23 protein-coding genes are annotated in these 23,031 nt (G+C 34.9%); 8 read left to right on the top strand and 15 right to left on the bottom strand.

Annotation, left to right across the window (positions count from 1 at the left end; all coding sequences use genetic code 11):
• Positions 1-11 precede the first annotated feature (11 nt).
• The 3 genes from liaF to K332_RS0100605 all read right to left on the bottom strand — a co-directional run bounded on the left by liaF (position 12) and on the right by K332_RS0100605 (position 2,747).
• Positions 12-764: a cell wall-active antibiotics response protein LiaF gene (liaF, locus tag K332_RS0100615; protein ID WP_026905679.1), complete on the bottom strand. Its 753-nt coding sequence runs from the start codon at positions 762-764 to the stop codon at positions 12-14.
• A 13-nt stretch (positions 765-777) separates the two neighbouring features.
• On the bottom strand, positions 778-2,016 hold the full coding sequence (locus tag K332_RS0100610; RefSeq protein ID WP_026905678.1) for an MFS transporter: 1,239 nt from the start codon (positions 2,014-2,016) through the stop codon (positions 778-780).
• 92 nt (positions 2,017-2,108) lie between these two features.
• Positions 2,109-2,747: a phosphatase PAP2 family protein gene (locus K332_RS0100605; RefSeq protein WP_026905677.1), complete on the bottom strand. Its 639-nt coding sequence runs from the start codon at positions 2,745-2,747 to the stop codon at positions 2,109-2,111.
• 122 nt (positions 2,748-2,869) lie between these two features.
• Here K332_RS0100605 and K332_RS0100600 point away from each other — a divergent pair, with 122 nt between their 5' ends.
• A complete protein-coding gene (locus tag K332_RS0100600; RefSeq protein ID WP_026905676.1) occupies positions 2,870-4,036 on the top strand; it encodes a M20 metallopeptidase family protein in 1,167 nt (388 codons plus the stop codon).
• 43 nt (positions 4,037-4,079) lie between these two features.
• Here the strand turns inward: K332_RS0100600 and K332_RS0100595 are convergent, their stop codons facing one another.
• Positions 4,080-5,294 (bottom strand): ABC transporter permease, encoded by a 1,215-nt coding sequence (locus tag K332_RS0100595; protein ID WP_026905675.1) that lies wholly within the window; start codon positions 5,292-5,294, stop codon positions 4,080-4,082.
• A complete protein-coding gene (locus tag K332_RS0100590) occupies positions 5,287-6,030 on the bottom strand; it encodes an ABC transporter ATP-binding protein (protein WP_026905674.1) in 744 nt (247 codons plus the stop codon). Before K332_RS0100590 ends, K332_RS0100595 begins: the two co-directional genes overlap by 8 nt.
• A gap of 610 nt (positions 6,031-6,640) precedes the next feature.
• Here K332_RS0100590 and K332_RS0100585 point away from each other — a divergent pair.
• The 3 genes from K332_RS0100585 to K332_RS0100575 all read left to right on the top strand — a co-directional run bounded on the left by K332_RS0100585 (position 6,641) and on the right by K332_RS0100575 (position 8,253).
• A complete protein-coding gene (locus tag K332_RS0100585) occupies positions 6,641-7,069 on the top strand; it encodes an HIT family protein (RefSeq protein ID WP_026905673.1) in 429 nt (142 codons plus the stop codon).
• A 150-nt stretch (positions 7,070-7,219) separates the two neighbouring features.
• The gene (locus K332_RS0100580) at positions 7,220-7,732 is read left to right on the top strand and encodes a tryptophan transporter (protein WP_026905672.1); all 513 of its coding nucleotides are present in this window, start codon (positions 7,220-7,222) and stop codon (positions 7,730-7,732) included.
• A gap of 146 nt (positions 7,733-7,878) precedes the next feature.
• Positions 7,879-8,253 carry a YtxH domain-containing protein gene (locus K332_RS0100575; RefSeq protein WP_026905671.1) on the top strand — a complete coding sequence of 125 codons (375 nt, stop codon included), beginning with the start codon at positions 7,879-7,881 and terminating at the stop codon, positions 8,251-8,253.
• A gap of 581 nt (positions 8,254-8,834) precedes the next feature.
• Here K332_RS0100575 and K332_RS0100570 read toward each other — a convergent pair.
• From K332_RS0100570 to K332_RS0100555, 4 genes are all read right to left on the bottom strand, one after another.
• Positions 8,835-9,734 carry a glycine betaine ABC transporter substrate-binding protein gene (locus K332_RS0100570; RefSeq protein WP_036687752.1) on the bottom strand — a complete coding sequence of 300 codons (900 nt, stop codon included), beginning with the start codon at positions 9,732-9,734 and terminating at the stop codon, positions 8,835-8,837.
• Between the two features lie 130 nt (positions 9,735-9,864).
• A complete protein-coding gene (locus K332_RS0100565) occupies positions 9,865-10,788 on the bottom strand; it encodes a glycine betaine ABC transporter substrate-binding protein (RefSeq protein WP_026905669.1) in 924 nt (307 codons plus the stop codon).
• A gap of 96 nt (positions 10,789-10,884) precedes the next feature.
• Entirely contained in the window at positions 10,885-11,736 is an 852-nt protein-coding gene (locus tag K332_RS0100560; RefSeq protein WP_026905668.1) for an ABC transporter permease, read from the bottom strand.
• Entirely contained in the window at positions 11,729-12,928 is a 1,200-nt protein-coding gene (locus tag K332_RS0100555; protein ID WP_026905667.1) for a quaternary amine ABC transporter ATP-binding protein, read from the bottom strand. The genes K332_RS0100560 and K332_RS0100555 overlap by 8 nt, the downstream gene beginning before the upstream one ends.
• 288 nt (positions 12,929-13,216) lie before the next feature.
• On the opposite strand from K332_RS0100555, the gene K332_RS0100550 reads away from it, so the two are divergent.
• Positions 13,217-13,708, top strand: coding sequence for a GbsR/MarR family transcriptional regulator (locus tag K332_RS0100550; RefSeq protein WP_425414434.1), 492 nt, complete (start codon positions 13,217-13,219; stop codon positions 13,706-13,708).
• A gap of 12 nt (positions 13,709-13,720) precedes the next feature.
• Here K332_RS0100550 and K332_RS0100545 read toward each other — a convergent pair whose 3' ends face one another.
• Positions 13,721-14,056, bottom strand: a complete 336-nt coding sequence (locus K332_RS0100545) for a DUF1878 family protein (RefSeq protein ID WP_036687749.1) — start codon at positions 14,054-14,056, stop codon at positions 13,721-13,723.
• 193 nt (positions 14,057-14,249) lie between these two features.
• Between K332_RS0100545 and K332_RS0100540 the strand changes: the two genes are divergently transcribed.
• The 3 genes from K332_RS0100540 to K332_RS0100530 all read left to right on the top strand — a co-directional run bounded on the left by K332_RS0100540 (position 14,250) and on the right by K332_RS0100530 (position 16,146).
• On the top strand, positions 14,250-14,789 hold the full coding sequence (locus K332_RS0100540; RefSeq protein WP_026905664.1) for a DUF3267 domain-containing protein: 540 nt from the start codon (positions 14,250-14,252) through the stop codon (positions 14,787-14,789).
• Positions 14,790-14,961: 172 nt separating this feature from the next.
• On the top strand, positions 14,962-15,147 hold the full coding sequence (locus tag K332_RS0100535) for a hypothetical protein (RefSeq protein ID WP_026905663.1): 186 nt from the start codon (positions 14,962-14,964) through the stop codon (positions 15,145-15,147).
• A 120-nt stretch (positions 15,148-15,267) separates the two neighbouring features.
• On the top strand, positions 15,268-16,146 hold the full coding sequence (locus K332_RS0100530) for a peptidylprolyl isomerase (protein ID WP_026905662.1): 879 nt from the start codon (positions 15,268-15,270) through the stop codon (positions 16,144-16,146).
• 94 nt (positions 16,147-16,240) lie between these two features.
• On the opposite strand, the gene K332_RS0100525 is transcribed toward K332_RS0100530, so the two are convergent.
• The 5 genes from K332_RS0100525 to K332_RS0100505 all read right to left on the bottom strand — a co-directional run bounded on the left by K332_RS0100525 (position 16,241) and on the right by K332_RS0100505 (position 22,400).
• Positions 16,241-16,432: a sporulation YhaL family protein gene (locus tag K332_RS0100525; protein ID WP_026905661.1), complete on the bottom strand. Its 192-nt coding sequence runs from the start codon at positions 16,430-16,432 to the stop codon at positions 16,241-16,243.
• A gap of 73 nt (positions 16,433-16,505) precedes the next feature.
• The gene (gene yhaM, locus K332_RS0100520) at positions 16,506-17,450 is read right to left on the bottom strand and encodes a 3'-5' exoribonuclease YhaM (protein WP_026905660.1); all 945 of its coding nucleotides are present in this window, start codon (positions 17,448-17,450) and stop codon (positions 16,506-16,508) included.
• A 78-nt stretch (positions 17,451-17,528) separates the two neighbouring features.
• Complete coding sequence (locus tag K332_RS0100515) at positions 17,529-18,074, bottom strand: GbsR/MarR family transcriptional regulator (RefSeq protein WP_026905659.1); 546 nt, start codon at positions 18,072-18,074, stop codon at positions 17,529-17,531.
• 114 nt (positions 18,075-18,188) lie between these two features.
• Positions 18,189-21,167 carry an ATP-binding protein gene (locus K332_RS0100510; protein ID WP_026905658.1) on the bottom strand — a complete coding sequence of 993 codons (2,979 nt, stop codon included), beginning with the start codon at positions 21,165-21,167 and terminating at the stop codon, positions 18,189-18,191.
• Positions 21,168-21,176: 9 nt separating this feature from the next.
• Complete coding sequence (locus K332_RS0100505; RefSeq protein ID WP_026905657.1) at positions 21,177-22,400, bottom strand: metallophosphoesterase family protein; 1,224 nt, start codon at positions 22,398-22,400, stop codon at positions 21,177-21,179.
• Between the last annotated feature and the right edge of the window lie 631 nt (positions 22,401-23,031).

The raw sequence follows: 23,031 nt of genomic DNA, 5'->3' as shown, positions 1-23,031 counted from the left end.
CTCTCCCCTTATTAAACATAGTCAACCCGGATGGAACCTGCTTTTAATTTCAAATTAAAGTTTATCTTTTTAGTTGCGTTATCATAATTAGGTGTCACATACTGTAGGGAACGATTAATACCATCAACAGACTGCCCTACTATATCGATATCCCCTGCCTTAACAGAAGCATTGACTTGGAATTCAAGATTTTCAGGAATAAGTATATGGACATCTCCCGCCAAAGAACTGATGGTGAAGGGAATTTCTTTTTCTGGAATATATGCTTTTGTAAAGTCATAGTAAAAATCTCCTGCCAGTGTCTTGATTGTTGTCGGCTCCACCTTCCAATTCGGCTTATTAAACTCATGACTTCCTACAGTAAAGAATGAAGAATTATCTTCTTTTTCGAATGTTGTACCATCTTTATGAATAATTACATTTGGTCTCGAAGATTTTCCAATAAATAAAAATCCTACATAAACAATTAGTAATGGCCATAATTTGAACACATCATTAAATGCAAACACAATCACATCAAACCGATCTAATAAAAGCAAGGATCCGAAGATAAAGAAGAAGGATCCCCAGATCCAACTCCCTCCTCGATGTCTCATACGATCTATCATCCATTTTATGCCAAATAGGATAAAGATTGATGGATAAATATAACTCCAAGCATTTTTACTATTAAATTCAAGTAAGCCAATATTCTCTAATACTAATACGACACCAAATATGATTAATACAGCTGCGACTAAGAATCGGAAAAATCCACGTTTCATTGGTCTCTCTCCCTTATGATAATTTGAATTCCAGTATTTTTTTATTTCTTAAGTTGTAGATTGCAATAAGGGTTACTATAGCTCCGCTTACAACAATAGTCCATTGAATACTAACACCAACAGCAATAAGTGAAGAAGTTACAACATAGGAAATTGGTGTTAGCCCAGTTGATACTGTCATAAACATGCTCATCATTCTACCAAGCATACGTTTATCAGTTGTTTGCTGTAGCATAGTAATTAATGGGATATTGATAATTTGTGTCAACACTGCCATAAGGGCTACTAATCCTGCCATCATCCAAATATTAGTAGACATTCCCATCGTACTAAATGCAATTCCTAGACCAATTAGGCCACTAATTACCACTTTTCCAGGTTTTTTTAATTTCCAGCTAGCAAGTAATATTGCTCCTAGTAAAGCTCCAACGCCCATAGATGTTTGAATTGTTGCAAGACTTACAGCACTACCTTCAAAGATATCCTTTACGATAACCGGCATACCTATTGCAATTGGCCCCGAAAAGAATAAGTTTAAGAACAAAGCCATAATTACGACTGAGATAATAAGTTCATTTTTACGAGCATACAGAAAACCTTCTTTTAAATCTGCTAATGGTGTATGATTTTCTTCGTTACTTTCCTCGCTTTCCTTCACACGAATAAATAATACTGCAATAGAAGCTAAAAGCAGAAGAACACATGCCACTGAGAACACCCCAGTAAAACCTAAAAGAGCTATCAGCGTTCCACCAAGCGCTGGCCCAAGAATAGGACTAATTTGGGCAGTCATTTGAATAAAAGAATTCCCTCTTTGTAATTGATCCTCTTCAAGTAAAGTTGGAATTAAAGATTGCATGGCTGGATAGCTAAATGCATCAGAAATACCAAACAATCCTGATAAAACTAGCAAATGCCATATAGCAACTGTATCCGTAGAGATTAACACAATTAAAATACCAATTAATATTGCTCGAGTAAAATCTGACCAAAATAGAATCGTCCGTTTATTTACCCGATCTGCAATTATCCCTCCGACAACTAATAAAATTAATCTTGGGATTGCTGCCACAAAAAACAACATTCCAAAGTAAAATCGATTATCCGTTATTGTAAGCATTAGCCACTCGGCACCAATTAAATAAACAAAGTAACCAGGTGATGAAAATAAAGCACTTATTAATAAAAGAACAAAACTACGGTTATGAAAAATTGGAACCTTTATTTTATCCTGCTCGGCAATAGCATCCATGTGAAATGCTCCCTTCTTCTTCTCTTGTTACTTCTATCTTAGTCATTATTGAAAGAAGGGAAAACCAACTAGGGAATGCTTTTATCTCCGACTTAAGACCGATTCCGCAACTTATTAATCCATTCATAGAAATAAATTAGTAGGAGTAAACATAAAAATCCAAAGACGAATCCTGCAACAATATCGGTTATATAATGAACATTAATAACATATCTACTTATTCCAATCAAAAAAACAAGTAAGGCAAAGATGATTTGGATGAATAACACTACGGTCGTAGATTTTATTTTTTTGGCTAGAAAATAAGCTAACAACCCATAACATACAATCGGAACCATTGCATGTCCCGAAGGAAAACTTTCGCCTACTGCATTAGCTTCCACAAGAATAGAAGGTCGTTCTCTACTTACTAAAATCTTTATTAATTTATTCACTTGATGGGTTATAAAAATTCCTAAACCAAATGTTAATCCAGGTAACCAATCACGAAATAGGATGATGAGTATAATGGTTATTACTGCAGTAAATGGATACATAAAAGATTCCGAACCTAAGTTAGTCACCGTACGAAAGAACGTATAAATATATGTATCGGGAAAGGTATCGACGAGGGCCCTTGTCCACTTATCCACGTAAGGAATATCCCCACGAGTAATTTTAAAAATCCAGATACTGATTACACCTAACATAATAATTAAAAATGACGTAAAAACGATATGACTCCTTTTCAAGTCTTGTCCCTCCGAAATTCATTTTCATATTGTCTTAATCATAGCTTAAATAATAGTAATTTTAAATTAATTTTTCAGAAAGGATGATATAATAGTAAAAAATTCAGGATGGGGGAATACGTATGTTGCATAAAATCCATAAGTCCATTGAGGATTTATATCCGGAAACAGTAGAAATTCGTCGTTATTTACATCAACATCCAGAATTATCTTTTAAAGAATATAAAACCGCTCAATACATAGCTAATTTTTATGAGGGATTAGATATTCCATATAAAAAAGGTGTTGGAGGAAATGGTGTTGTTGCTACATTAAAAGGAGCTAAACCTGGTAAAACCATTGCTTTACGTGCAGACTTTGATGCCCTTCCTATCCAGGATGCTAAAGATGTCCCATATAAATCTAAAATAGATGGAGTCATGCACGCCTGTGGACATGATGGGCATACAGCAACACTTCTAACACTAGCTAAAGTAATGAAATCCTATCAAGATCAACTACCTGGAAGCATTGTATTTATCCACCAGCATGCAGAAGAGTATGCTCCTGGTGGCGCAAAACCAATGATTGAGGCTGGTGCATTAAAGGATGTTGATGCTGTATTCGGAAATCATCTATGGGCAACTACTCCTGTTGGTACTATTCAAACGTCAAAGAATGTCATGATGGCAGGTGCTGACAGATTCGAGATTATTATCCAAGGTCAAGGTGGACACGGCGCTTACCCGCATGAGACAAAGGATTCCATTGTTATAGGTTCTCAAATCGTAACCCAACTCCAACAAATAGTTAGTAGAAGACTCGACCCACTCGAAACTGCAGTAATCACAGTCGGTATGTTTGAAGCAGGTAATGCGTTTAATATAATTGCTGATACCGCTAAGTTAGTTGGTACTGTACGTCACCTGAATACTGAAATACAAGAAAAGGTAATCCAGGAAATGGAAAAGATTATTAAAGGTGTTTGTCTGGCTAATGAATGTACGTATACCTTTAATTATGATAAAGGTTACCCTCCTCTTGTAAATCACCCTGCTGAAGCAGAACTTGTCATGGAAGTCAGTAGCAAAGTACCTGAGGTGGAAAAAGTAGAAGATATTATCCCGGTAATGGGTGGTGAAGACTTTGCTTATTATATGCAAGAAAAACCAGGAGCATTTTTCTTTACAGGCGCAGAAAAAGAAGGAAATCACTATCCACATCATCATCCCAATTTTGACTTTGACGAAAGAGCAATGCTTATAGCAGCAAAGACATTAATCGGAGCGTACTTTGCTTATCAAGATTAAATAATTAAAGGGGTCACTGGAATGCTTCCAATGACCCCTTTCTCTATGCCAACTTCTGCTTTACATACCCATTTGTAAAAAGATAAGTAAATAGAATTCCACCTACTAATGTAACGACAAATCCCAAGTATGCCCCAGTAACCAAAAATACAATTGCATATATAATAGTTTGTATAATCGCCAACTGCACCAACCATTTTATTAATGCTTTCCTTCTACTTTCTACTTCCACTGGGTACAAATCTAACCACATAATCGTCCTATGATGTTGATACAACGTCATCATTTGAAAACTACTCATATACACAAAAAGGATAGCAAAGATTACTTTTATCCATATATTTGGAATGAAGTATATAAATAATCCACCTAATACAATTAATCTAAGATACATGGATAAGTAATCCCCACCACGTATAAACGTAATTCTGTATAAGTAATCGTACGTATTTTTTCTATCAAATGGAATTCGTTTGTTTATAATAGATACTAACCAGTGACGGGATTTTATTCGATTTTTCAGATGTGGTACATCCGTAAATAAATTAGCAAAACGATAAAATGACTGCGCACGATTTTGGTCCTTTTCAAGAAGTAATTCCCATGCAAGTCCTGTTTGTTTACGTGATAGGCTTAGGTCATATAAAAAAACAATGACAAATAAAATCGTCGTAATTCCAGCTACTAGCACTTCTCCACTAATAAGGAAATAAATTACGGCTATATTTAAAAGTAACCTCGCAATTTGATCAATGGTACGAATACTTTTTTCCCGAATTCTTAACATCCACCAATTCGCTATTAGATTCCACAGTTTAAAAATAAGAACTACAGCAATCGTCAGCAAATATGTATCACCAGAGCGTTCTGGATAAGAAGCAAAGTATAGTGGACCAAACGCCGCTACAACAATTGCAACCATATAGAGTTGAATGACAAAACTATAAATAAGCGCATTCCGAAAATAGGCACCCATTTTATGCTCCGCTGGAATAAGGAATACTAAATCCGGCTCTTTTAATAAGGTACGAACAGGACTATAGCTAACAACTATCCCTAAAACAATTCCCATGATCCATGCCGTTGGAAAATTTTCTGGTAGTGTGGATAACCACTGCTGATAGTAATAAGCAAGTGCCGCAATAAAAAACAACATAGCAAACGCAATATGGCCATTGAATATATACTTTAAGTACCTACTCATATCCTTTAAATGCGTGTTAAAACGTTTCATAAATAGGTCATGTGAATTAAACATGGCTATCTTCCTTTGTTAGCTGCACATAAAGATCATCCAGTGTGGCCTGCGGCATATCAAACTGCTCTCTTAATTCCTCTAACGTTCCAAGTGCTCTTACTTCCCCATCATGAAGAATAACAAATCGATCACAATACCGTTCTGCTGTTGCCAGGATATGAGTTGACATTAGTATTCCAGACCCATTCTGTTTCATTTCATCCATTAATTGCAAATAAGACTGGATTCCAAGTGGATCTAATCCAACAAAAGGCTCGTCCACAATATAAAGTGGTGGTTCAATTAAGAATGCACACATAATCATTACCTTTTGCCGCATTCCTTTTGAGAAATGAACTGGGAACCACTTTAATTTCTTTTCTAGACGAAATTCTTTTAATAGTACTTGAAGTCTTTTTTCAAAGACATCCTCTGGAATATTGTAAGCCATCGCAGTTAAACGAAGATGCTCATATAATGTTAATTCATCGTAAAGAATTGGCATCTCTGGTATGTATGCTAACTGATTACGGTATTCTGATGGGTTTTCTTTAAATGTTTTCCCATTTACTGAAATGGAGCCTTTTTTCGGTTGCATTAATCCAATAACATGCTTAATGGTAGTACTTTTACCGGCACCATTCAGACCGATTAATCCAACAATCTCGTTAGCATTTACATCAAATGAAACACCATGGAGAACATTTTTATGGGTATAGCCCCCAACCAGATCTTTAATATGTAATAACGGTTCCACAAGCTTTCCCCCTACATTTTTCACTTGTTTAAAATTTTATCATTTAAGTGTACAAATTCCAAAGGAAACTCTCATACGATTTTCGACACTTTTTTAAAAAGTTGTGTATAGAAATTTTAAATTGGCTCAAAATACTAGTGTAGGGTCGAGGAAGCAACTAACCAATTGTTAGACACAAATGAGGTGTTAGTGTTGGAAAATGATGATGCTAAACTTAAAATGTGTTAAAAAAACAAATGGGGTGTTGACGAAAGATAATCTAATGAAATAAAACCCTTTTGTTAGAAGATATCTCAACGCCAAGGGATACTAACAAAAAGGTTTTTGTAAACCAGTTAAATTGCAATAAGCGAGATAACGGTAATTACAAGTCCCCACATTAGTTTATGACCTCGGCTCTATAACAGGCTCGTCCTATGGACGATGCCTGTTTTTTTGTATTTCACTTTTTATTTTATTAGAACCGACACATGTGTTTTAGATTTATGGGCTCACGAGTCGAACTTATGCATGAAACATGACTGTACTACTATCTCAGTAATTAACATATAACTTTACATCCAACTCCCCAACTATATACAATAGAAGAAAATGTTAGGAGCTGACGACAATGGCACATGAAGATTGTATTTTTTGTAAAATAATTGCTGGAGAAATTCCATCAGCTAAAGTGTATGAAGATGATCAAGTGTATGCGTTCCTAGATATTAGCCAAGTAACGAAAGGACATACATTGGTTATTCCTAAAAAACATGTAAAGAATATTTACGAAACACCTAGTGAAGTCGCTAGTGAATTATTTGCACGTGTTCCTCGAATTGCGAATGCTATTAAAGCAGCATATCAACCTGTAGGGATGAACCTACTTAATAATAATGAAGCACCTGCTGACCAGTCCGTTTTCCATATTCATATCCACCTTATTCCACGTTATGGAAAAGGAGATGGATTTTCTTCTAATTGGAAGGTACATACAGAAGATTATACATCTGAAGATTTAAAAGTAATTGCAGCTGATATTTCCAATGAAATGAAGTAGTCCAAAAAAACAAACAATTTATAAATAAGTTCTTTTTATTTCATATAATGTTTGTTATACTAAAGTTAAGTTCCTGCAACTGACAACGAGTGTACAGTTGAGGTACTAAACTATAAGAGCTTAGTAAAGCTTAGCCGAGGAGAGGTATAAATGAATACAAGGATTTTAGTCATTCTGTCACTACTTGTGGGGATGGGTGCTGTGTTGCACTTTGTCATGCCACCAATCTACGGAGTAACTCCAGATATGATGTTGGCAATGATGTTTATAGGAATTATGTTATTCCCTAAGTTAAAGTATGTGGTTGTTTTAGCAATAGCTACTGGCTTATTATCAGGACTACTTACAAACGCACCAGGTGGTCAAATCGCTAACATAGTCGAAAAGCCGATTACAGCTTTAATTTTTTTCGCCCTATTCTTATTAGTTAACAATAGAGTAGACACTAAGATTAGTGTTCCTTTTTTAACTGCAATTGGAACAATGATTAGTGGTTCGATTTTCTTAACATTAGTTTTTTATGTAATTGGTTCAATGGAAGGTGCATTACTCTTAGCCTTTCCTGCTGTAGTACTAGCAGCAGTCTTAAATACCATTTTATTGGTTATCATTTACCCCATTGTTCAACAAATATTAAAAAGATCGAATCCAATTACTGTCTAAAGAATGATATAATAAAGTCCTCTGGCATGGTCTGTCAGAGGATTTTTTAAACTAGTTAATCCACAATTTCCTTAGGATTAACAACATACATAAAAATAGAGAAAACAAGGAAAAACTATAGTAAGTGGGAAAGGAGCGGGATTATTTTGGCAAGTGGGAAATCATTCGCTTTAGGTATTATAGTTGGAGGTGTAGTCGGGGCCACCGCAACATTATTAAGTACTCCAACATCCGGAAGAGAACTGAGAACGAAAGTAAAAGATCAAAGTTTAGAATGGAAAGAGTTACTAGAAAATCTTAAACTAGATGGGCTACGCTTAAAGAATCAAATTGCAGCTACATCTAAAGAAGGGGTTTCATTAATTAAGGATTTAACGCATGAAATGAAAAGTTCAATTGTAGAATGGAAAGAATCAGTAGAGCCTCATCAAAAGAATATCCATCAATATCTTGAGCAAATTGAATCCAGTTTAAAGGACTTAGAAGAAAAAGTTAATGAAAACAAGAATAAAGAAGCTTAATTTAAAACACCAACACTTGATAAGTGTTGGTGTTTTTGTGGATCAATTCTATAAGAATATATGGTACTAATATATATTTCAACAATAATTGATATTGTTATTTTTAATTTAAAGGTTGTATTCTGAAAGATTGTTGATAATTAACAATTTGTATAAAGTGCGCATAAATCGGGCCCATGATTTGCATGGAAGGTCTAATGTTTTCCTGAATCGGTCGCATGTCCTGACTGTGAGGGCCCATGTTTTCCTGAATCGGTTACATGCTCTGACTGTGAGGGCCCATGTTTTCCCGAATCGGTCGCATGTTCTGGCTGTGAGGTCTCATGTTTTCCTGAATCGGTTACATGCTCAGTATAAGAGGGATCATGTTTTCCTGATTTAGTTGCATGGTCTTGCGCGCCCTTAGACCTAAACAGCGGAAATCTGTATTTTTATAGGGAAATTTCAGCTGAAAAATGATTAGTAGTTACTTCACACTTTCCATCAACTGCGAAATTAAAAAGCAACAAACTTTACGAAAACAGCCAATTTTAAAAGGATTTTCCGGCGCTATTCCCCAAGAAAACCTTTTACACTTATTATTATTTCGCTTCAAGATCTTCTATCGAATCAATCTCCATATAAGCTGGAACCACAAGACCAATTTTTGCACCTTCTAAGTTCGCACCTAGGTCTATAAAATCATTTTGGTAGCTCTCATAGAAATCTTTATGTGTTATCGGCATCCATGGGGCTAATGACGCGTCACCATCTCCATTAGCAATGGATTCAAAAACAACAGCAACATCTACTGGTGTAACGGTCACTTTAAAGCCTTTCTGCTCCATTGCATACTTTACAACATTTGCTGAAGCCCGTTCAGAATCCCATGGTGTAGATACAAGTTCTATTTCAACACCATCTACATCATTAACTCCTTCTAACCATTCATCAACTTTGCTTTGATTATCCGCTACCCACTGTTCAGCAACCGCAGCAATATCGTCACCTGATTCCTTTGATTCATACATTATCCATTCCATATCTTCTACTTCCCAATTAAACTGATCGAGCAGCTTAAATGCCTCTGGCTTTTCTTCTTCTAGACCTTTTCGAGCTATAGTTTTAATTTCTTCTACGTCACCATATACACCTTTTGTATCCTCTAAATATTTCATGTCAGGATATTTAGCGAATGTCCAATGAGGATTCCACCCGGTAATAATGATGGGTTCTTCATTTTCCATTGCTTTATCTAATTCTGCTGCCATCGCTGCCGTAGAGGATAATTCGACCGTCCAGCCGCTTAAAGACTCATATTCTTCTATTGCCTTTTCTGTTGTAACACTGATACCTGCTCCAGGCTCAATCCCAATAATCGTATGGTCAACCGCCTCACTATAACTTGTTTCACCATTTTCTACTTGATCTGAAGAATCATTACTACAACCTGCTAAAGCCAGTGCAGTAGTCAATCCGATTGTCAGTAAAATCTTTTTCATATTTATGAAAACCCCTTTATTTTATTATTTCATTGACACCATCTTACAAACTAACTGATAATTAATAGTTTTCTATTAATTATTCCAATAATAAAAGCAGGCATGAAAAATGCCTGCTCTTTTATTGTCATTACTTAGCTTCTAAATCTTCAATAGAATCAATATCCATATAAGCTGGAACAACTAAACCAATTTTTGCACCCTCTAGATTTGCACCAAGATCTACTAATTGATCCTTATATTCCTCATATAAGTCACCATGTGTTCCAGGCAACCATGCAGCTACCATACCATCAGCTTCCCCACTTGCAATAGCTTGCCACATAACACCGTTATCTAGTGGCGTAACAGTTACCTTAAAACCAAGGTCCTCTAACACTTTAGCTACAACATTGGTAGATGCAACCTCAGTATCCCACTCAACATATACTAATTCGATTTCTTTACCATCAACTTCTTCAACACCATCTGTCCACTCTGCAATCTTCTCAGGGTTTTCTTCTACCCAAGATGCAGCAACATCACTTGGAGTTCCACCATTAGAGATTTCTAACATAACATCGTTCATATCTTGTTCTGTCCAGAAGAATTGATCCAACACTTTATATGCATTTGGCATATCTTCCTCTAACCCTTGACGAACCATTGTACCAATAATTTCTGCGTCACCGAAAGTTCCTTTTGGATCTTCTAGATATTTTAAGTCATACTTAGCAAATTTCCAGTGTGGTGACCAACCAGTAACAATAATAGGTTCTTCATTTTCAATTGCCTCTCCTAATGCTGTTGCCATAGCACCACTTGAAGAAGCTGCAACTTTCCAGCCATCAAGACCATATTCCTCAACAACTCTTTCAGATGCCTGGAATACTCCTGCACCTGCTTCAATACCCGTAATCGTATAATCTACTGCTTCACTGTAATTTACTTCCCCATTACCTTCAGTTGATGATCCATCAGATGAACCTTCATCATCCGATCCACATCCTGCTGCAAATAATGTTAATGAAAGTCCTAGAGTTAAACCAAGACGTTTCCAATTATGCTTTAACATATACTATTTCTCTCCCTTTTTAATGATATATATATGGAACTTCTCATCAAAGAAAAGGTACCAACTTAATAAAGAAATCTTTTAAAACAAATGATTTTATTGTTCCTTTTTCGAATTGGCACTTTGTGTAAAACGATCAATTATAATTGCCAAAATAACAATACCAATACCAGCTACAAACCCTGTTCCTACTTGGGCACGTTGTAAGGATGATAGTACTTCTCGTCCAAGACCTGGTGCCCCAATCATAGAAGCAATAACTACCATTGACAAAGCAAGCATAACGGTTTGGTTAATTCCTGCCATAATCGTAGCTTTGGCCATTGGTAATTCTACTTTTAATAACTTCTGAGTTCCGGTACTTCCAAATGCCTCGGATGCTTCAACAAGCTCTTTAGAAACTTGGCGAATACCTAAGTTTGTAAAACGCACTGTTGGTGGTGTTGCAAAAATCAGTGACGCAAATATACCAGGTACCATCCCAATTCCAAAGAAAGCAACCGCCGGAATTAGATATACGAATGCAGGCATTGTCTGCATAAAATCTAATATCGGTTTAAAAATAGCTTCAGCAGTTTTACTTTTAGACATAAGAATCCCGATAGGAACGCCAATAATTACAGATAATAAACTAGCAATTAATACTAAGGTAAACGTGCTAATTAAATGTTCCCAATAGCCTTGATTATCAATTAGCCATAAACCTACAACGGAAAAGGCTGCGAGTCCTAGCTTCTTTCCACTTAAAAAGAATGCAATTATTGCAACAACAATTATAATAACGATAGGCGGAACTAGCATTAATGTTTCAGACGAAAAGTCCAAGAAATTACCAAAATGTTCTTTTATCGGATCGAATAAAAATGCAAATGTTTTAGTTATTAAATCTGTTACCCATTCCGTACCTTCTGCAATCGGTATTCCCTCTGTAAACCATTCCTTAAGCATGGTCTAAATTCACCTCACTATCTCCTGCAAGTGCAGCAATGACAGCACCCCGTACAATAATACCTACTAGCTTTTCATTTTCCACAACTGCAACAGGTATCGGTGAACCATTGATTACATTAAATATTTCTTGCATGGATGTTTCTTTATCTACTTTCTTAATATCTGTTCGTAATATTTCTTTAAGATCACGAATTTCTTTCTTTCTTGCATCTGAAGCATCATCAGCAGTGACATATCCCTTCAGATTTCGTTTACTGTCCACCACTAAAATACTTGATATTCCAGTTTCCTTCATTCGTTCTAACGCAACACGTGGACCATGTTTCTCAATATTAATCGTCTCTGGGCGTTTCATAATATGCTGTGCAGTTAGAACCTTCGAACGGTCAACATCCTCAACAAAGCGTTCAACATAATCATTTGCTGGATTCATTAAGATTTCTTCAGGTGTACCAATCTGTACAATTGAACCGTCTTTCATCAACGCGATTCGATCACCTAAACGTAATGCCTCATCTAAATCATGCGTAATAAAAATAATCGTCTTTTTCATAGTAGATTGTAGATCAATTAATTCATCTTGCATGTCCTTGCGAATTAACGGGTCAAGCGCAGAAAACGCCTCATCCATTAATAACACTTCTGGGTCATTAGCTAAAGCTCTCGCTAATCCTACACGTTGCTGCATACCACCAGATAGTTGATCTGGCTTTTGTTCTAGATACCCTTCTAAGCCAACCATTTTTAGTGCTTCGGTTGCTTTCTTTGTTCTTTCCTCTTTTGGTACCTTTTGGATTTCTAAGCCATATTCCGTATTTGCAAGGACAGTTCGATTAGGAAATAGCGCAAAACGCTGAAACACCATTCCAAGTTTTTCACGACGAACTTGACGTAATGATGGTTTATCCATTTTCGCTAAATCCTGACCATTAATTAAAATACTACCCATCGTTGGTTCGATTAGTCGGTTGATAAGTCTAACCAATGTTGACTTACCACTACCAGATAATCCCATAATTACGAAGATTTCACCTGGTTCAACTGTAAAAGATGCTCTATTTACACCAACTGTACTTCCTGTTTTCTTTAATATTTCTTCTTTGGATAATCCTTTATCCAAAAGTTCTATTGCCTGTTTTGAATTTTTACCAAAAACCTTCGTGAGGTTTTTCGCTTCTATTATTGGCAAATTCTTCACCTCTTTCGTCATACATGTAAATTGTAGATTCATAGATTGTATGAAAACGAACCGTACCGCATGGCTTACTTGTAATACTATACACCTTTTTATATGAACTGGACAAACTTTGTATTCCTTTATTTTCGATTATATTTTTTATACAGTTTAAACTGTACGAATCAAACGGGTGTTTTCCTTATAAATACTCCATATTACTCCAAAATGCCTATCAACTATCCATTTTTCAATATTGGATGACTATTGTAACCTTATAGTAGGAGAGTTTAGGAGGTTTATGTGTTGGATAACAGCAATGTAAAGGTAAAAAATGGAATGTTACTAGAATTTGCAAAAACCGTTGAATTATTTGATTTAACTCCAATCGAGGCAAGAGTTTTTGCCTATCTATATGTAGAGGGAACACCTTTAACATTAGATGAATTGAGTGAAGAACTAGGAAAAAGTAAAACCTCGATAAGTACAAGTATGCGTAGTTTAGTAGAATTAAACCTCGTAAAACGAGTATGGAAAAAAGGGGTTCGAAAGGATTTATATCAAGCAAATAATCATTTATATAAACAATTTTTAAGCTTCTATACGAAGAAATGGAAAGATGCTACTGAAAATCGGAAAGAATCCTTGTTGGAATTAAAAAACGAATTTGACCAAATACAAAACGATATAAAGGATCCCCAAATTCAGAATAAACTTGATGATTTACTAGATTTTCATAATAGATTAGATTGCTTCTTTAAAGAAGCATCCGAAATCAAAAAAGATGGCTTGTAGGATAGTACATATCTACAAGCCATCTTTTTCTAGTAATTTGATAAACTCTGCTAATAAATCAGGATAATAACCTTCTTTATGTAATGCAAAGATTGTTACTGTTGGATCTAACTTTTCGTTTAACATTCCCGCGAACTTTACTAAGTTGGATGAATAATTAAGCAATCCCTCTTCCTTTTGTTGTACATATTCTTGATTTGTGACTTCTAATAAGGTAAAAAGATCATTATATTCATCTTCTGTCAACTTATACTCCATAACAAGCCTGGTAAAAGGGTATTTATTGATGTCGATTATTTTAGATAATAATTGTAATTGAAACGTAGCTAAATTGTTATCCCAAGCCATGTACAACATCCTCCTTTACCCCATCCGAATAATGATTATCAGAATATTATTCATTATAAACAGTATTGTAAAATATATTTTTTCAGTAAAAAGTATTGCATTTTTCTTAGCAAGATACTATCATCAATAAGGCTTTAAAAAATGCAACTGATTTTCTAAAAAATTTCTTTGAAAGAATAGGAGGGACAATGAGATGAACTGCTGGAAATCTGTTAACTTAGATAAACAATATGGATTAAAATGGATCAACCTAATATCTATATTTACAGCATTATTGTCATTTATTATATTAAACGTACCATTTTCTATATTCCATCAAGTAAACCAGGTTAACGATTCAGGTATTATCCTGTTTTTATTGGCAATCATTTTATTGCCAACCCTTCATTCTTTTATGCATATTCTACCATTATTTTTGTTTAAAAGACGAATAAATTTAATTATACTAAGAAAAAAAGCGTTACCAGTGTTTACTTTCTATACCGATACTCATATTAGTAAGAATGCTTTTATCATTTCAGCATTGGCACCAACATTGATAATAACTATACCAGGATTAATTGCTACATTAGTATTTCCAAATATCTATATCTATTTTCTTTTAATTACATCATTAAATATTGGGATATCCTTTTTAGATTATCTAACTATTTTTCACCTTATCAAAGCACCTAAAAACGCATTTATTGAAAATGGTAATGAAGGTTTTGATATCCTACTTAAAGCAAATTAGAAGGAGTGTTTAAAACACTCCTTCTTTTTTTACTATCCATAAAATGAATTTTTTGTTACAGTATTTTATAGGTAACTAGTTTGCTAGTTTTAACTCAGTTGCATGATATTTATGTATTCTGCATAAATATCTCTGTTAGAATATTTAGGTTCCTTTAGGAGGTTGATAAGATATGATTATTATTTTTCTATTTTATGCATTCATCATTTTATTCATTTTCAATACGTTAGCAGATAAATTTTGTAAGAAGTTAGAAATGAATGCAACCAAACAAGCAAGGGTATTCCGTGTAATCAATGTAATGATGCTTATCTTACTGGTCTCCTCCTATATAAAAGTATTAAATGTCATGGTTTGATGACGAACAATAAATGTGTAAAATGTAAGTAATTCACCATTAAGCTATTATTTTTCATCAAAACTGTGGTATATTAATCAATAGCCAAGAGGTAACAATATGATTAGGAGTGTGGCTTAAATGAAAAAATTATCAATTGCAGCAACAATCACAGCTGGGGCTTTACTACTTTCTGCATGTACTGCCGATAATGATGAATCTAAAGCAGATTCAGAAGTAATCGTAGAAACAAAAGTAGGAGACGTAACTAAAGGAGATTTCTATGCTGAGATGAAGGACTATATTGGTGAAAGTGCACTTTACAATATGGTTGTTATTAAGGTATTAGAAGATAAATACGAAGTTACAGATGAGGAATTAGATAAAGCTATTCAAGATGCGAAAGACGCACAGGGTGAAATGTTCTCCATGTGGTTAATGCAACAAGGTTACCCTGACGAAGATGCATTCCGTGAACAAACGTACCAAAGACTACTTCAAGAAAAACTTGTATATGAAGATATTGATGTTTCAGATGAAGATGTAGAAAAGAAATTCAACGAGAAGAAAGAAAATGGTGAACTTGAAATCCGTGCAAGTCACATCCTAGTTGAAGATGAAGCAAAAGCTAAAGATTTAAAGAAACAACTTGATGAAGGTGCTGACTTTGCTGAGCTAGCAAAGGAAAACTCTACTGATGGTTCCGCTTCTCAAGGTGGAGACCTAGGTTTCTTTGCTAAAGGTAAGATGGTTAAAGAATTTGAAGATACTGCATTTGGCCTTGGAGAAGGAGAAATTAGTGAACCTGTTAAATCCGAATTTGGATATCACATCATTCAAGTTACAGAAATTCCAACTCTAGAAGATAAGAAAGAAGATATCCGTAAAGAAATAGCAACGGAACAAGTTGATTATGCAGCTGTTCAGGAAAAAATGGACAAACTTTTAGAAGATGCAAAAATTGACGTTAAACTAGATGAATTCAAAGATCTTTTCACAAAACCTGAAGCACAAGGTTAATTTTAAAGAGATGGACAAGGGTCTGATTCCCAAATTAGGGGATCAGACCCTTTTACGTTTAGATTAACTCGGAGTAGGTACTTTCTAGTAAAAATTAATTCGTTGCTTCATTTTTATGTCGTTCTTCACGCTCTTCTTCCATTCTCTCTATATATACTTGGCCTTCTCGCTCAATATAGTGTCTTTCAAGTTCCCTTTCTGCGCGCATTGCACGAAAAGACATATAACCACTAAAGAAAATGAATAAGATCATCATGAAAACCCACCATGGCATTCCCAAAATCATGTTTTTAACCCCCTTGTCCATAACTACTTATTTCATGTATATGTACAAGGAATTTGAATCATTACAGGAAAAATTATTCTTCAAATGTAGGCTTATAGAAAGAACGATTATCCATCGCAAATAAGCGATCCGTAAACTCTCCAGGCTTCACTTTATCTAAAGCTCGATTCAACATATTCATTTTTGCATCAATTAAATCAATAAAGTGTAATAATTCGGCCTCTCTAACTAATGGTGGTGTTGGACTTCCCCATTCTGCCTTTCCATGATGACTCAGAACCAAATGCTGTAATATTAATACTTCTTCCCCTTCAACTTTTAACTCTCTTGCCATCTGGCCAATTTCTTCTACCATAATTGGGATATGACCTAATAATTTCCCTTCCAATGTATAGGTTGTAGATATAACACCAGAAAGTTCTTTTAACTTCCCGATATCATGTAATATAACCCCCGCATATAATAAGTCCTTATTAACTTGAGGATACAACTGACATAGCTCACTAGCAATTTTCAACATGCTTACAACGTGATGTGCTAGGCCCGAAACATATTCGTGATGATTTCTAGTTGCAGCTGGATATAATAGCAATGGTTCCTGATATTTTTTGATAATCGCTCTAACAATTCGTTGTATCGTAGGATTTTTCATTTCAAAAATAGCTTCGGTTAACTTTACCATTAATTCTTCCCGTTCAATCGGTGCCTTTTCAATAAAGTCAGATACTTGTACACCGTCCGTTGTTTGTGCTAAACGAATCGAACTAATTCTCATTTGGGCTTTGCCGCGAAACTGATTTAGTTCCCCAGTAATTCGAATAATTTGTTCTTGAATAAACGTCGTCTCATCTTCCTCCGTTATATCCCATAACTTTGCATCAATTTCTCCGGTAGAGTCGCGTAGTATTAACGTTAAAAAAGGCTTTCCATTACTTGTCGTTCCTTTTGTTGACTCTTTAATGAGAACGAATCCTTCAAAGGCATCGCCAATTTGATGATTTCCAATACCACTCTTCATAAACTGTTCCTCCCCATTAACAGAAATGAGATTGACTTACTCTAATTAGCGATCAGTCAATCTCATGCTGCATATTAATTATTTATTTTTTGGTATATATTCAAATATCTTTCCAGATTCAATAACCTGAATAAATTTTATCAACCAATCATAATAATTTTCCGCATATTCTAATCGTTCCATGTCACGAGTTATACGCTCTTTTAATTCTTCATCATCTGTTTTGTCTAAGATTTTTTGCAATTCTTCCATTGCTTCATCTGCTTCCTCGATATTCGATTCTGTCTGCCTTCTCCAGCGTCCCCCAAATAAAGAGGTAAATGACTTGTACCAATCTTCTTCAGAAGTGTAAAGGTCCTTACGGATTCCTTTTTTATACGTAGATTCAACCATCTTCATATCGGAAAGTGTTCTAACCCCTGTTGACATACTCGTTTTGCTCATTTCAAGCGCATCTCGCATATCATCTAGTGTCATTGGTTCATCAGAGAAATATAGTACACCATATAATCTACCTATCGATGATGTAACACCATACAAACTCATATTTTTAGCAATGGTTTGGATAAACTTTTCAATGGTTTCTTCGTGTTTTTCCCATTCTTTGCTCTTTTTATTTTCCATCCAAGGATGCCCCTCCATTAGCTAGATGTACAAAACCTTAAATACGTATATTTGCTATATCACTTCAAGTATTTTCGTACAATCCAGTTCACTACAGAAAAATTACTTTTTCATTTACCACTCATTTTCTACTAATGGTAGCCTGTTTGTCAACTGGTGTAGGCTTTTGTCATGAATTTCTTCTAAAACCTCCTGCTTACAAGTAAATAAGAGGACTTGATGACGCTTAGCTATTTCTTCTAAAATAGTCATGATTCGTTTTCTTCGGGTATCATCAAAATGAACAAATGCATCATCAATCATAAACGGAAGATGCATCGATTCACTCATTACCTCACTAACTGCTAATCGTAATGAAACATATAATTGATTTATTGTTCCTTGTGACAATTCTTGAACAGTAAAACGAAACTGATCATCCCGCTCCACTGTAAAAGGTTTGTCACCAATCGGAGGATCAACTTTGGTATAATTACCACCTGTAATCTGTTTGAAAAAGTAATTTGTTTTTGCAATAACTTTTGATAAATACTTATTACGATAATTAACCTTTGTCACCGCTAGTAAATCCCTCGCCGTTTTATACACTGCCCACTGCCTTGATAATGTAGTTAACTTTTCTTTTTCCAATTGAAACTTATGTACCATTTTAGAGTAGGTTTCAGAGGATTCTAGACTTTGAAACTCCACTGTTATATTCGCTAGTTTTTGTCGGTTCCTATCCTGGCTTTCTTCCAACTCTCTAATTTCATTTTTTATCTCATTTATTTCAAGTTCTAAAGTACTTTTCTTAGGAGGAGCCATAACAAGATTCTCCCACTCTTCTTTTGAAAAATAACTAGAGTACTTACTAAAAATTTTCTCTGACGAAACACGCAATTCAGCTTGAATTTTTAATTCTTTTGCCCTTTGGTAAAATTCTTCTTCATTTTGAACGTTAGCAAAATCAAACAAGGCTTTAATTTCCTTTTCTACTATTTCACATTTCGTCAATAGTTCTTTAAGTTGTTTAGAAGTATCATCCAACATTTTAGTAGTCTTCGAAATTTCCTTTTCTCGACCTAGATAAGCATTAATTTCAAATTCAAGGAAGTCTAGTTTACTAACTAAAGATTTTGCGTTATTTTCAAATCCATAATCCTGTAAAAAGGTGTCAATATTATTGTGATATCCTGTTAATTCCGCTTTAAGCTCGGCTTCTTTTATTTGCAAGTCAGCAATATTCTTACCTAATTGCAATAGTACTTTTAATGAACGATAAAGCTCCGGCCAAAAAACAACATCTACACTTTCTAAAAAGGAGTAATTTATCCTTTGTTCCGATATTCTTCTTTGTAAATCTGCTTCTCTTTCAACTAATAGTAACTTTTGATCGTGTAATGTTCTCAATTGAATAGAAATATCTTTAAGTTTATTCTCTAAAAACTCTATTTCACGAGTACTTTCCTGATCAATACGAAGGTGATGTTCTGCTCTCTCGATTTCATCCTCTGTTACTAGTTCTACTGTTTGAGGAGTTGAGGATTCTTTAAGCATAGTCTCCATACTTTTAATAGACTTCTTCCCCAACATCCATTGAGTAATTCCAAGAACGATAGCTACTGCAGAGATATTAATCATAAATGGTATTTCTAGAAGTAAGCCAATTACTCCAAATACGATACCTATTAGAATACTAGCGCCAAGCCATAATCCGATTCTCTTAGTCGTTTGTTCTCTTGTCCTGGTCCATTTTTTATGTTTATGAGAATTTTCCTGTTGCAAAGCTTCTAATAATTTATTTTCCTTATAGGTATCAATTCGTTTCTTAAGTTCCAATCTTTTCTCATTCGATAATACACTTACCTCGATGTGCTCCAATTCTTTTTCAATGCGATTATTTTCGGATTGTTGTAATTGGGTGTTTTCATTGTTGGTTAATCGATCATGCTTGATTTCCTCAAATTCCCTTTTAAAATCCTCCCATTGCTTTTCCAGATTAAAAGGAAGGTATATGTCTTCTATAACCTCTTTATCTAAACTGATATTCAATGCCATAATTTCCATATTCAATGTTTTATCTTGTTCATTAATTTGTTTTTGAATACGAAGGAGTTCTCGCTCATTTTCCTGGTAGTTAGTATATTGCGCATAAATAGTTCTAGCTTCATTTAGCGGGAAAATATTATTTTCGGCTTCCAGTTCCTTTTTTTCCTCTATGAAATTATTTTTATTGTTTATTCTTAGCTTAATATCACTTTTCAACGGTAAGAGTTTTCCTTTTAAAACTTCATAGCGGTTCATACCATCTTCCGGAAAAGAAATACGGTCAGGGAATGCTTTAAGTCGAGTTTGGTAATTAATATACTCCTCCACTTCAGGTAATGATTGAATCACTTTTTCTAATTGATATTCTCTTCCTTTTTCACTCTTTATTCTTCCTGTAAGTAATTCAATTTCGGATTCTAATTCTAAAATAGCATTCTTTTTTACCCGATAAGTTGACTCTTCTTGTTTAAGCTCCAATAATTCACGCTGGAGTTCATTTAGTTTAGCAAGTTGTTCATTTATGATGGGAATTTTCCCATTCGGTTTAAAGTAATCACCAAGCCTTTGATCGAGTTTTTTTTCAGCTGTATGTATTCGAGTTGAACCAGTTAGACCAATTCCTAATAACACTTCACTTATATCTTCCTCTTTAACGTCTTGTAATTTACTTAAGTCAAGTGCGGAAAAAGAAAAAATAGACCGATATGTTTTTTCATCTATCCCAGAAAGTCTCGAGCGAAGCCAGGATTCCTCATATTCTTCCCCATCTGGGGTGTAACATTGTGCTGCACCATTTCGTGTATCTCCTAGTCTTTCAATAGTATACTCGCCTATTTCATCATCTTGAATGGTTAATCGTCCACCCATTTTGCTACTGTTCTTAGGCTGATAAAACTTCCGTTGTCTTGGTGGCATTCCAAAAAGTATAAATAACAAGAAACGCTGGATAGTTGTTTTACCAGATTCATTTTCCCCATATATTGCTATAAATGATTGATTAGAAAAGTCAATATCGTAATCCACCCATTTTCCAAATCCATAAATAGTTGCCCGAAGTAGTTTCATAGTGTCACCTCATTCCTTTAAAAGTTCGTGCAATAGTAGTTGCTTTGCTTCATTCTTTATTAACTCTTCCTCTTCTATTGAAAGGGAATCAATATAAATTCTTGCTTGCTTATGTTGAAATAAATCACTTATATGGTCGCGAATAGGAGATTCCTCTAAATTTGCTATTAACTCTCCTATAAAATGTTCACCCATTAAACTACTATCCTCTATTGTAAATGTCTCAATAATTGTAGTTCTAAATATGTGGAGCCAGTTTTTTTGGCTTTGAAAACTATCATTAACGATTTCAATGATTTCTTCTAATAAATTCTCTGTTTTCCACCCTACTAAATTGGATTCTTTCCCTTTAAGGGTAACGTCCAATAATTGTGGAACTATTGAATGTAAATTTCTTAACTCTTCCGTAATGACTAGTTCAACTTGATGGATTGTTTCACAATTAGAAACGTCTATCGTTAATTGATTGTATTCAATAGCTTGAAGTGGGATAAATTCAACAGTCTGTTTTCCTTCAGCCATTTCCACGAAATAACAACCTTTTTCACCTAACTCTTTCCGGCTTCTTCCTTGAATATTCCCCGGATAGATAATAAATGGATTTTCTTTTAGTATTTCTCGTTTATGTATATGGCCTAATGCCCAGTAGTCAAAGTCTGAATCCATCAGTTCGCCCACCTGAAATGGTGCGTATGTATCATGCTCCGTATTACTTTCAAGACTTCCATGAAGAGTTGCAATATGGAATGGGATATCTCTATTAATCTTCTTATATTCATACACCTTTTTTGAAGTCACAGCTCGATTCTCATAACTAAAGCCATAAATTGCTGCTAACGGACCATTCTCTTTTTCAAAAGTAAAGGAACGAACCTGCTCATCTGGAAAAACATGAACATTCTCAGGATAGACAATTGGATAAATATTACCTTCTATATAATCATGATTACCATAGGATAAATACACTTTAATACCATGTCGTTGTAATTCTTCAAAGGCATTTCGCAAACTGATTTGTGCTTTCAAGCTTTGTTTCTCATTATCAAATAAGTCTCCAACTAGTAATACAAAATCTACTTTTTTCTTAATTGCTGTTTTTACTAAGTTGTCCAGAGCATTGAATGTGCTCTTCCTTATTTCTTGAAAAAGTGATTCGCCAATATTTGATAAGCCTTTAAATGGACTGTCCAAGTGTAAGTCTGCTGCATGAATAAAGGTTATTTTTTTCTCCATCATTATCCCTCCTCTTTTGTTTTATTTTACCAGAAACGCATTACGAATGCACGTTCGTTCCACTGCTATAAGTTAGGCTTTATTCTAAAAGAATATTGTTAACTTTGCAGTTTGTATAGACTGTGCGGTAACTACTGTATAATGCCGTTCGAATTTAATGAATGGAGTGGATGAACTGCTATGCTACCGCTCCGGCAGAATACTCCGCTTTCCACGGGCACGGCCTCAGCCTCCTCGCGGAAAGTTCGCCGCTGCGGGGTCTTCGGACACGTGCTGTTCCCGTAGGAGTCTACGTATTCTGCCTGCGCTAGTTAGAGTTTCCTAATTATGTATTGTTTTATCACATGGTTTCATTAATAAGTGCTTTCAATCTTTTTCAATATACATCAGCGGGGGAAATACACGTAGACTCCTGTGGGAGGACAGGCCTAGGTGAGACCCCGCAACGACGAAGGAGTGAGGAGGCTCTCCAGCCGCCCACGGAAAGCGAAGTGTATTTCCCCCGCGGGTGCGTTGCTCAACTAAAAATAATTAGTTACCGCGCAGTTTCCATCAACTATGAAAATAAAAAATAACTTTCATCAAGTAAACAATCTTAAGTTAACTATCTGCACCTACAAATCTTACTAAA

The organism is Paucisalibacillus globulus DSM 18846 (assembly GCF_000482485.1).
GTDB classification, from domain to species: Bacteria; Bacillota; Bacilli; order Bacillales; family Amphibacillaceae; genus Ornithinibacillus; species Ornithinibacillus globulus.
This window is presented reverse-complemented; position numbering and strand designations above follow the sequence as displayed.

Excerpts from the sequence above, each read along its gene's own strand:
- liaF (WP_026905679.1), bottom strand. The coding sequence starts at position 764 with ATGAAACGTGGATTTTTCCGATTCTTAGTCGCAGCTGTATTAATCATA.
- K332_RS0100610 (WP_026905678.1), bottom strand. The coding sequence starts at position 2,016 with ATGGATGCTATTGCCGAGCAGGATAAAATAAAGGTTCCAATTTTTCAT.
- K332_RS0100600 (WP_026905676.1), top strand. The coding sequence starts at position 2,870 with ATGTTGCATAAAATCCATAAGTCCATTGAGGATTTATATCCGGAAACA.
- K332_RS0100595 (WP_026905675.1), bottom strand. The coding sequence starts at position 5,294 with ATGTTTAATTCACATGACCTATTTATGAAACGTTTTAACACGCATTTA.
- K332_RS0100585 (WP_026905673.1), top strand. The coding sequence starts at position 6,641 with ATGGCACATGAAGATTGTATTTTTTGTAAAATAATTGCTGGAGAAATT.
- K332_RS0100580 (WP_026905672.1), top strand. The coding sequence starts at position 7,220 with ATGAATACAAGGATTTTAGTCATTCTGTCACTACTTGTGGGGATGGGT.
- K332_RS0100570 (WP_036687752.1), bottom strand. The coding sequence starts at position 9,734 with ATGAAAAAGATTTTACTGACAATCGGATTGACTACTGCACTGGCTTTA.
- K332_RS0100565 (WP_026905669.1), bottom strand. The coding sequence starts at position 10,788 with ATGTTAAAGCATAATTGGAAACGTCTTGGTTTAACTCTAGGACTTTCA.
- K332_RS0100560 (WP_026905668.1), bottom strand. The coding sequence starts at position 11,736 with ATGCTTAAGGAATGGTTTACAGAGGGAATACCGATTGCAGAAGGTACG.
- K332_RS0100545 (WP_036687749.1), bottom strand. The coding sequence starts at position 14,056 with ATGGCTTGGGATAACAATTTAGCTACGTTTCAATTACAATTATTATCT.
- K332_RS0100540 (WP_026905664.1), top strand. The coding sequence starts at position 14,250 with ATGAACTGCTGGAAATCTGTTAACTTAGATAAACAATATGGATTAAAA.
- K332_RS0100535 (WP_026905663.1), top strand. The coding sequence starts at position 14,962 with ATGATTATTATTTTTCTATTTTATGCATTCATCATTTTATTCATTTTC.
- K332_RS0100530 (WP_026905662.1), top strand. The coding sequence starts at position 15,268 with ATGAAAAAATTATCAATTGCAGCAACAATCACAGCTGGGGCTTTACTA.
- K332_RS0100525 (WP_026905661.1), bottom strand. The coding sequence starts at position 16,432 with ATGATTTTGGGAATGCCATGGTGGGTTTTCATGATGATCTTATTCATT.
- yhaM (WP_026905660.1), bottom strand. The coding sequence starts at position 17,450 with ATGAAGAGTGGTATTGGAAATCATCAAATTGGCGATGCCTTTGAAGGA.
- K332_RS0100515 (WP_026905659.1), bottom strand. The coding sequence starts at position 18,074 with ATGGAAAATAAAAAGAGCAAAGAATGGGAAAAACACGAAGAAACCATT.
- K332_RS0100510 (WP_026905658.1), bottom strand. The coding sequence starts at position 21,167 with ATGAAACTACTTCGGGCAACTATTTATGGATTTGGAAAATGGGTGGAT.
- K332_RS0100505 (WP_026905657.1), bottom strand. The coding sequence starts at position 22,400 with ATGGAGAAAAAAATAACCTTTATTCATGCAGCAGACTTACACTTGGAC.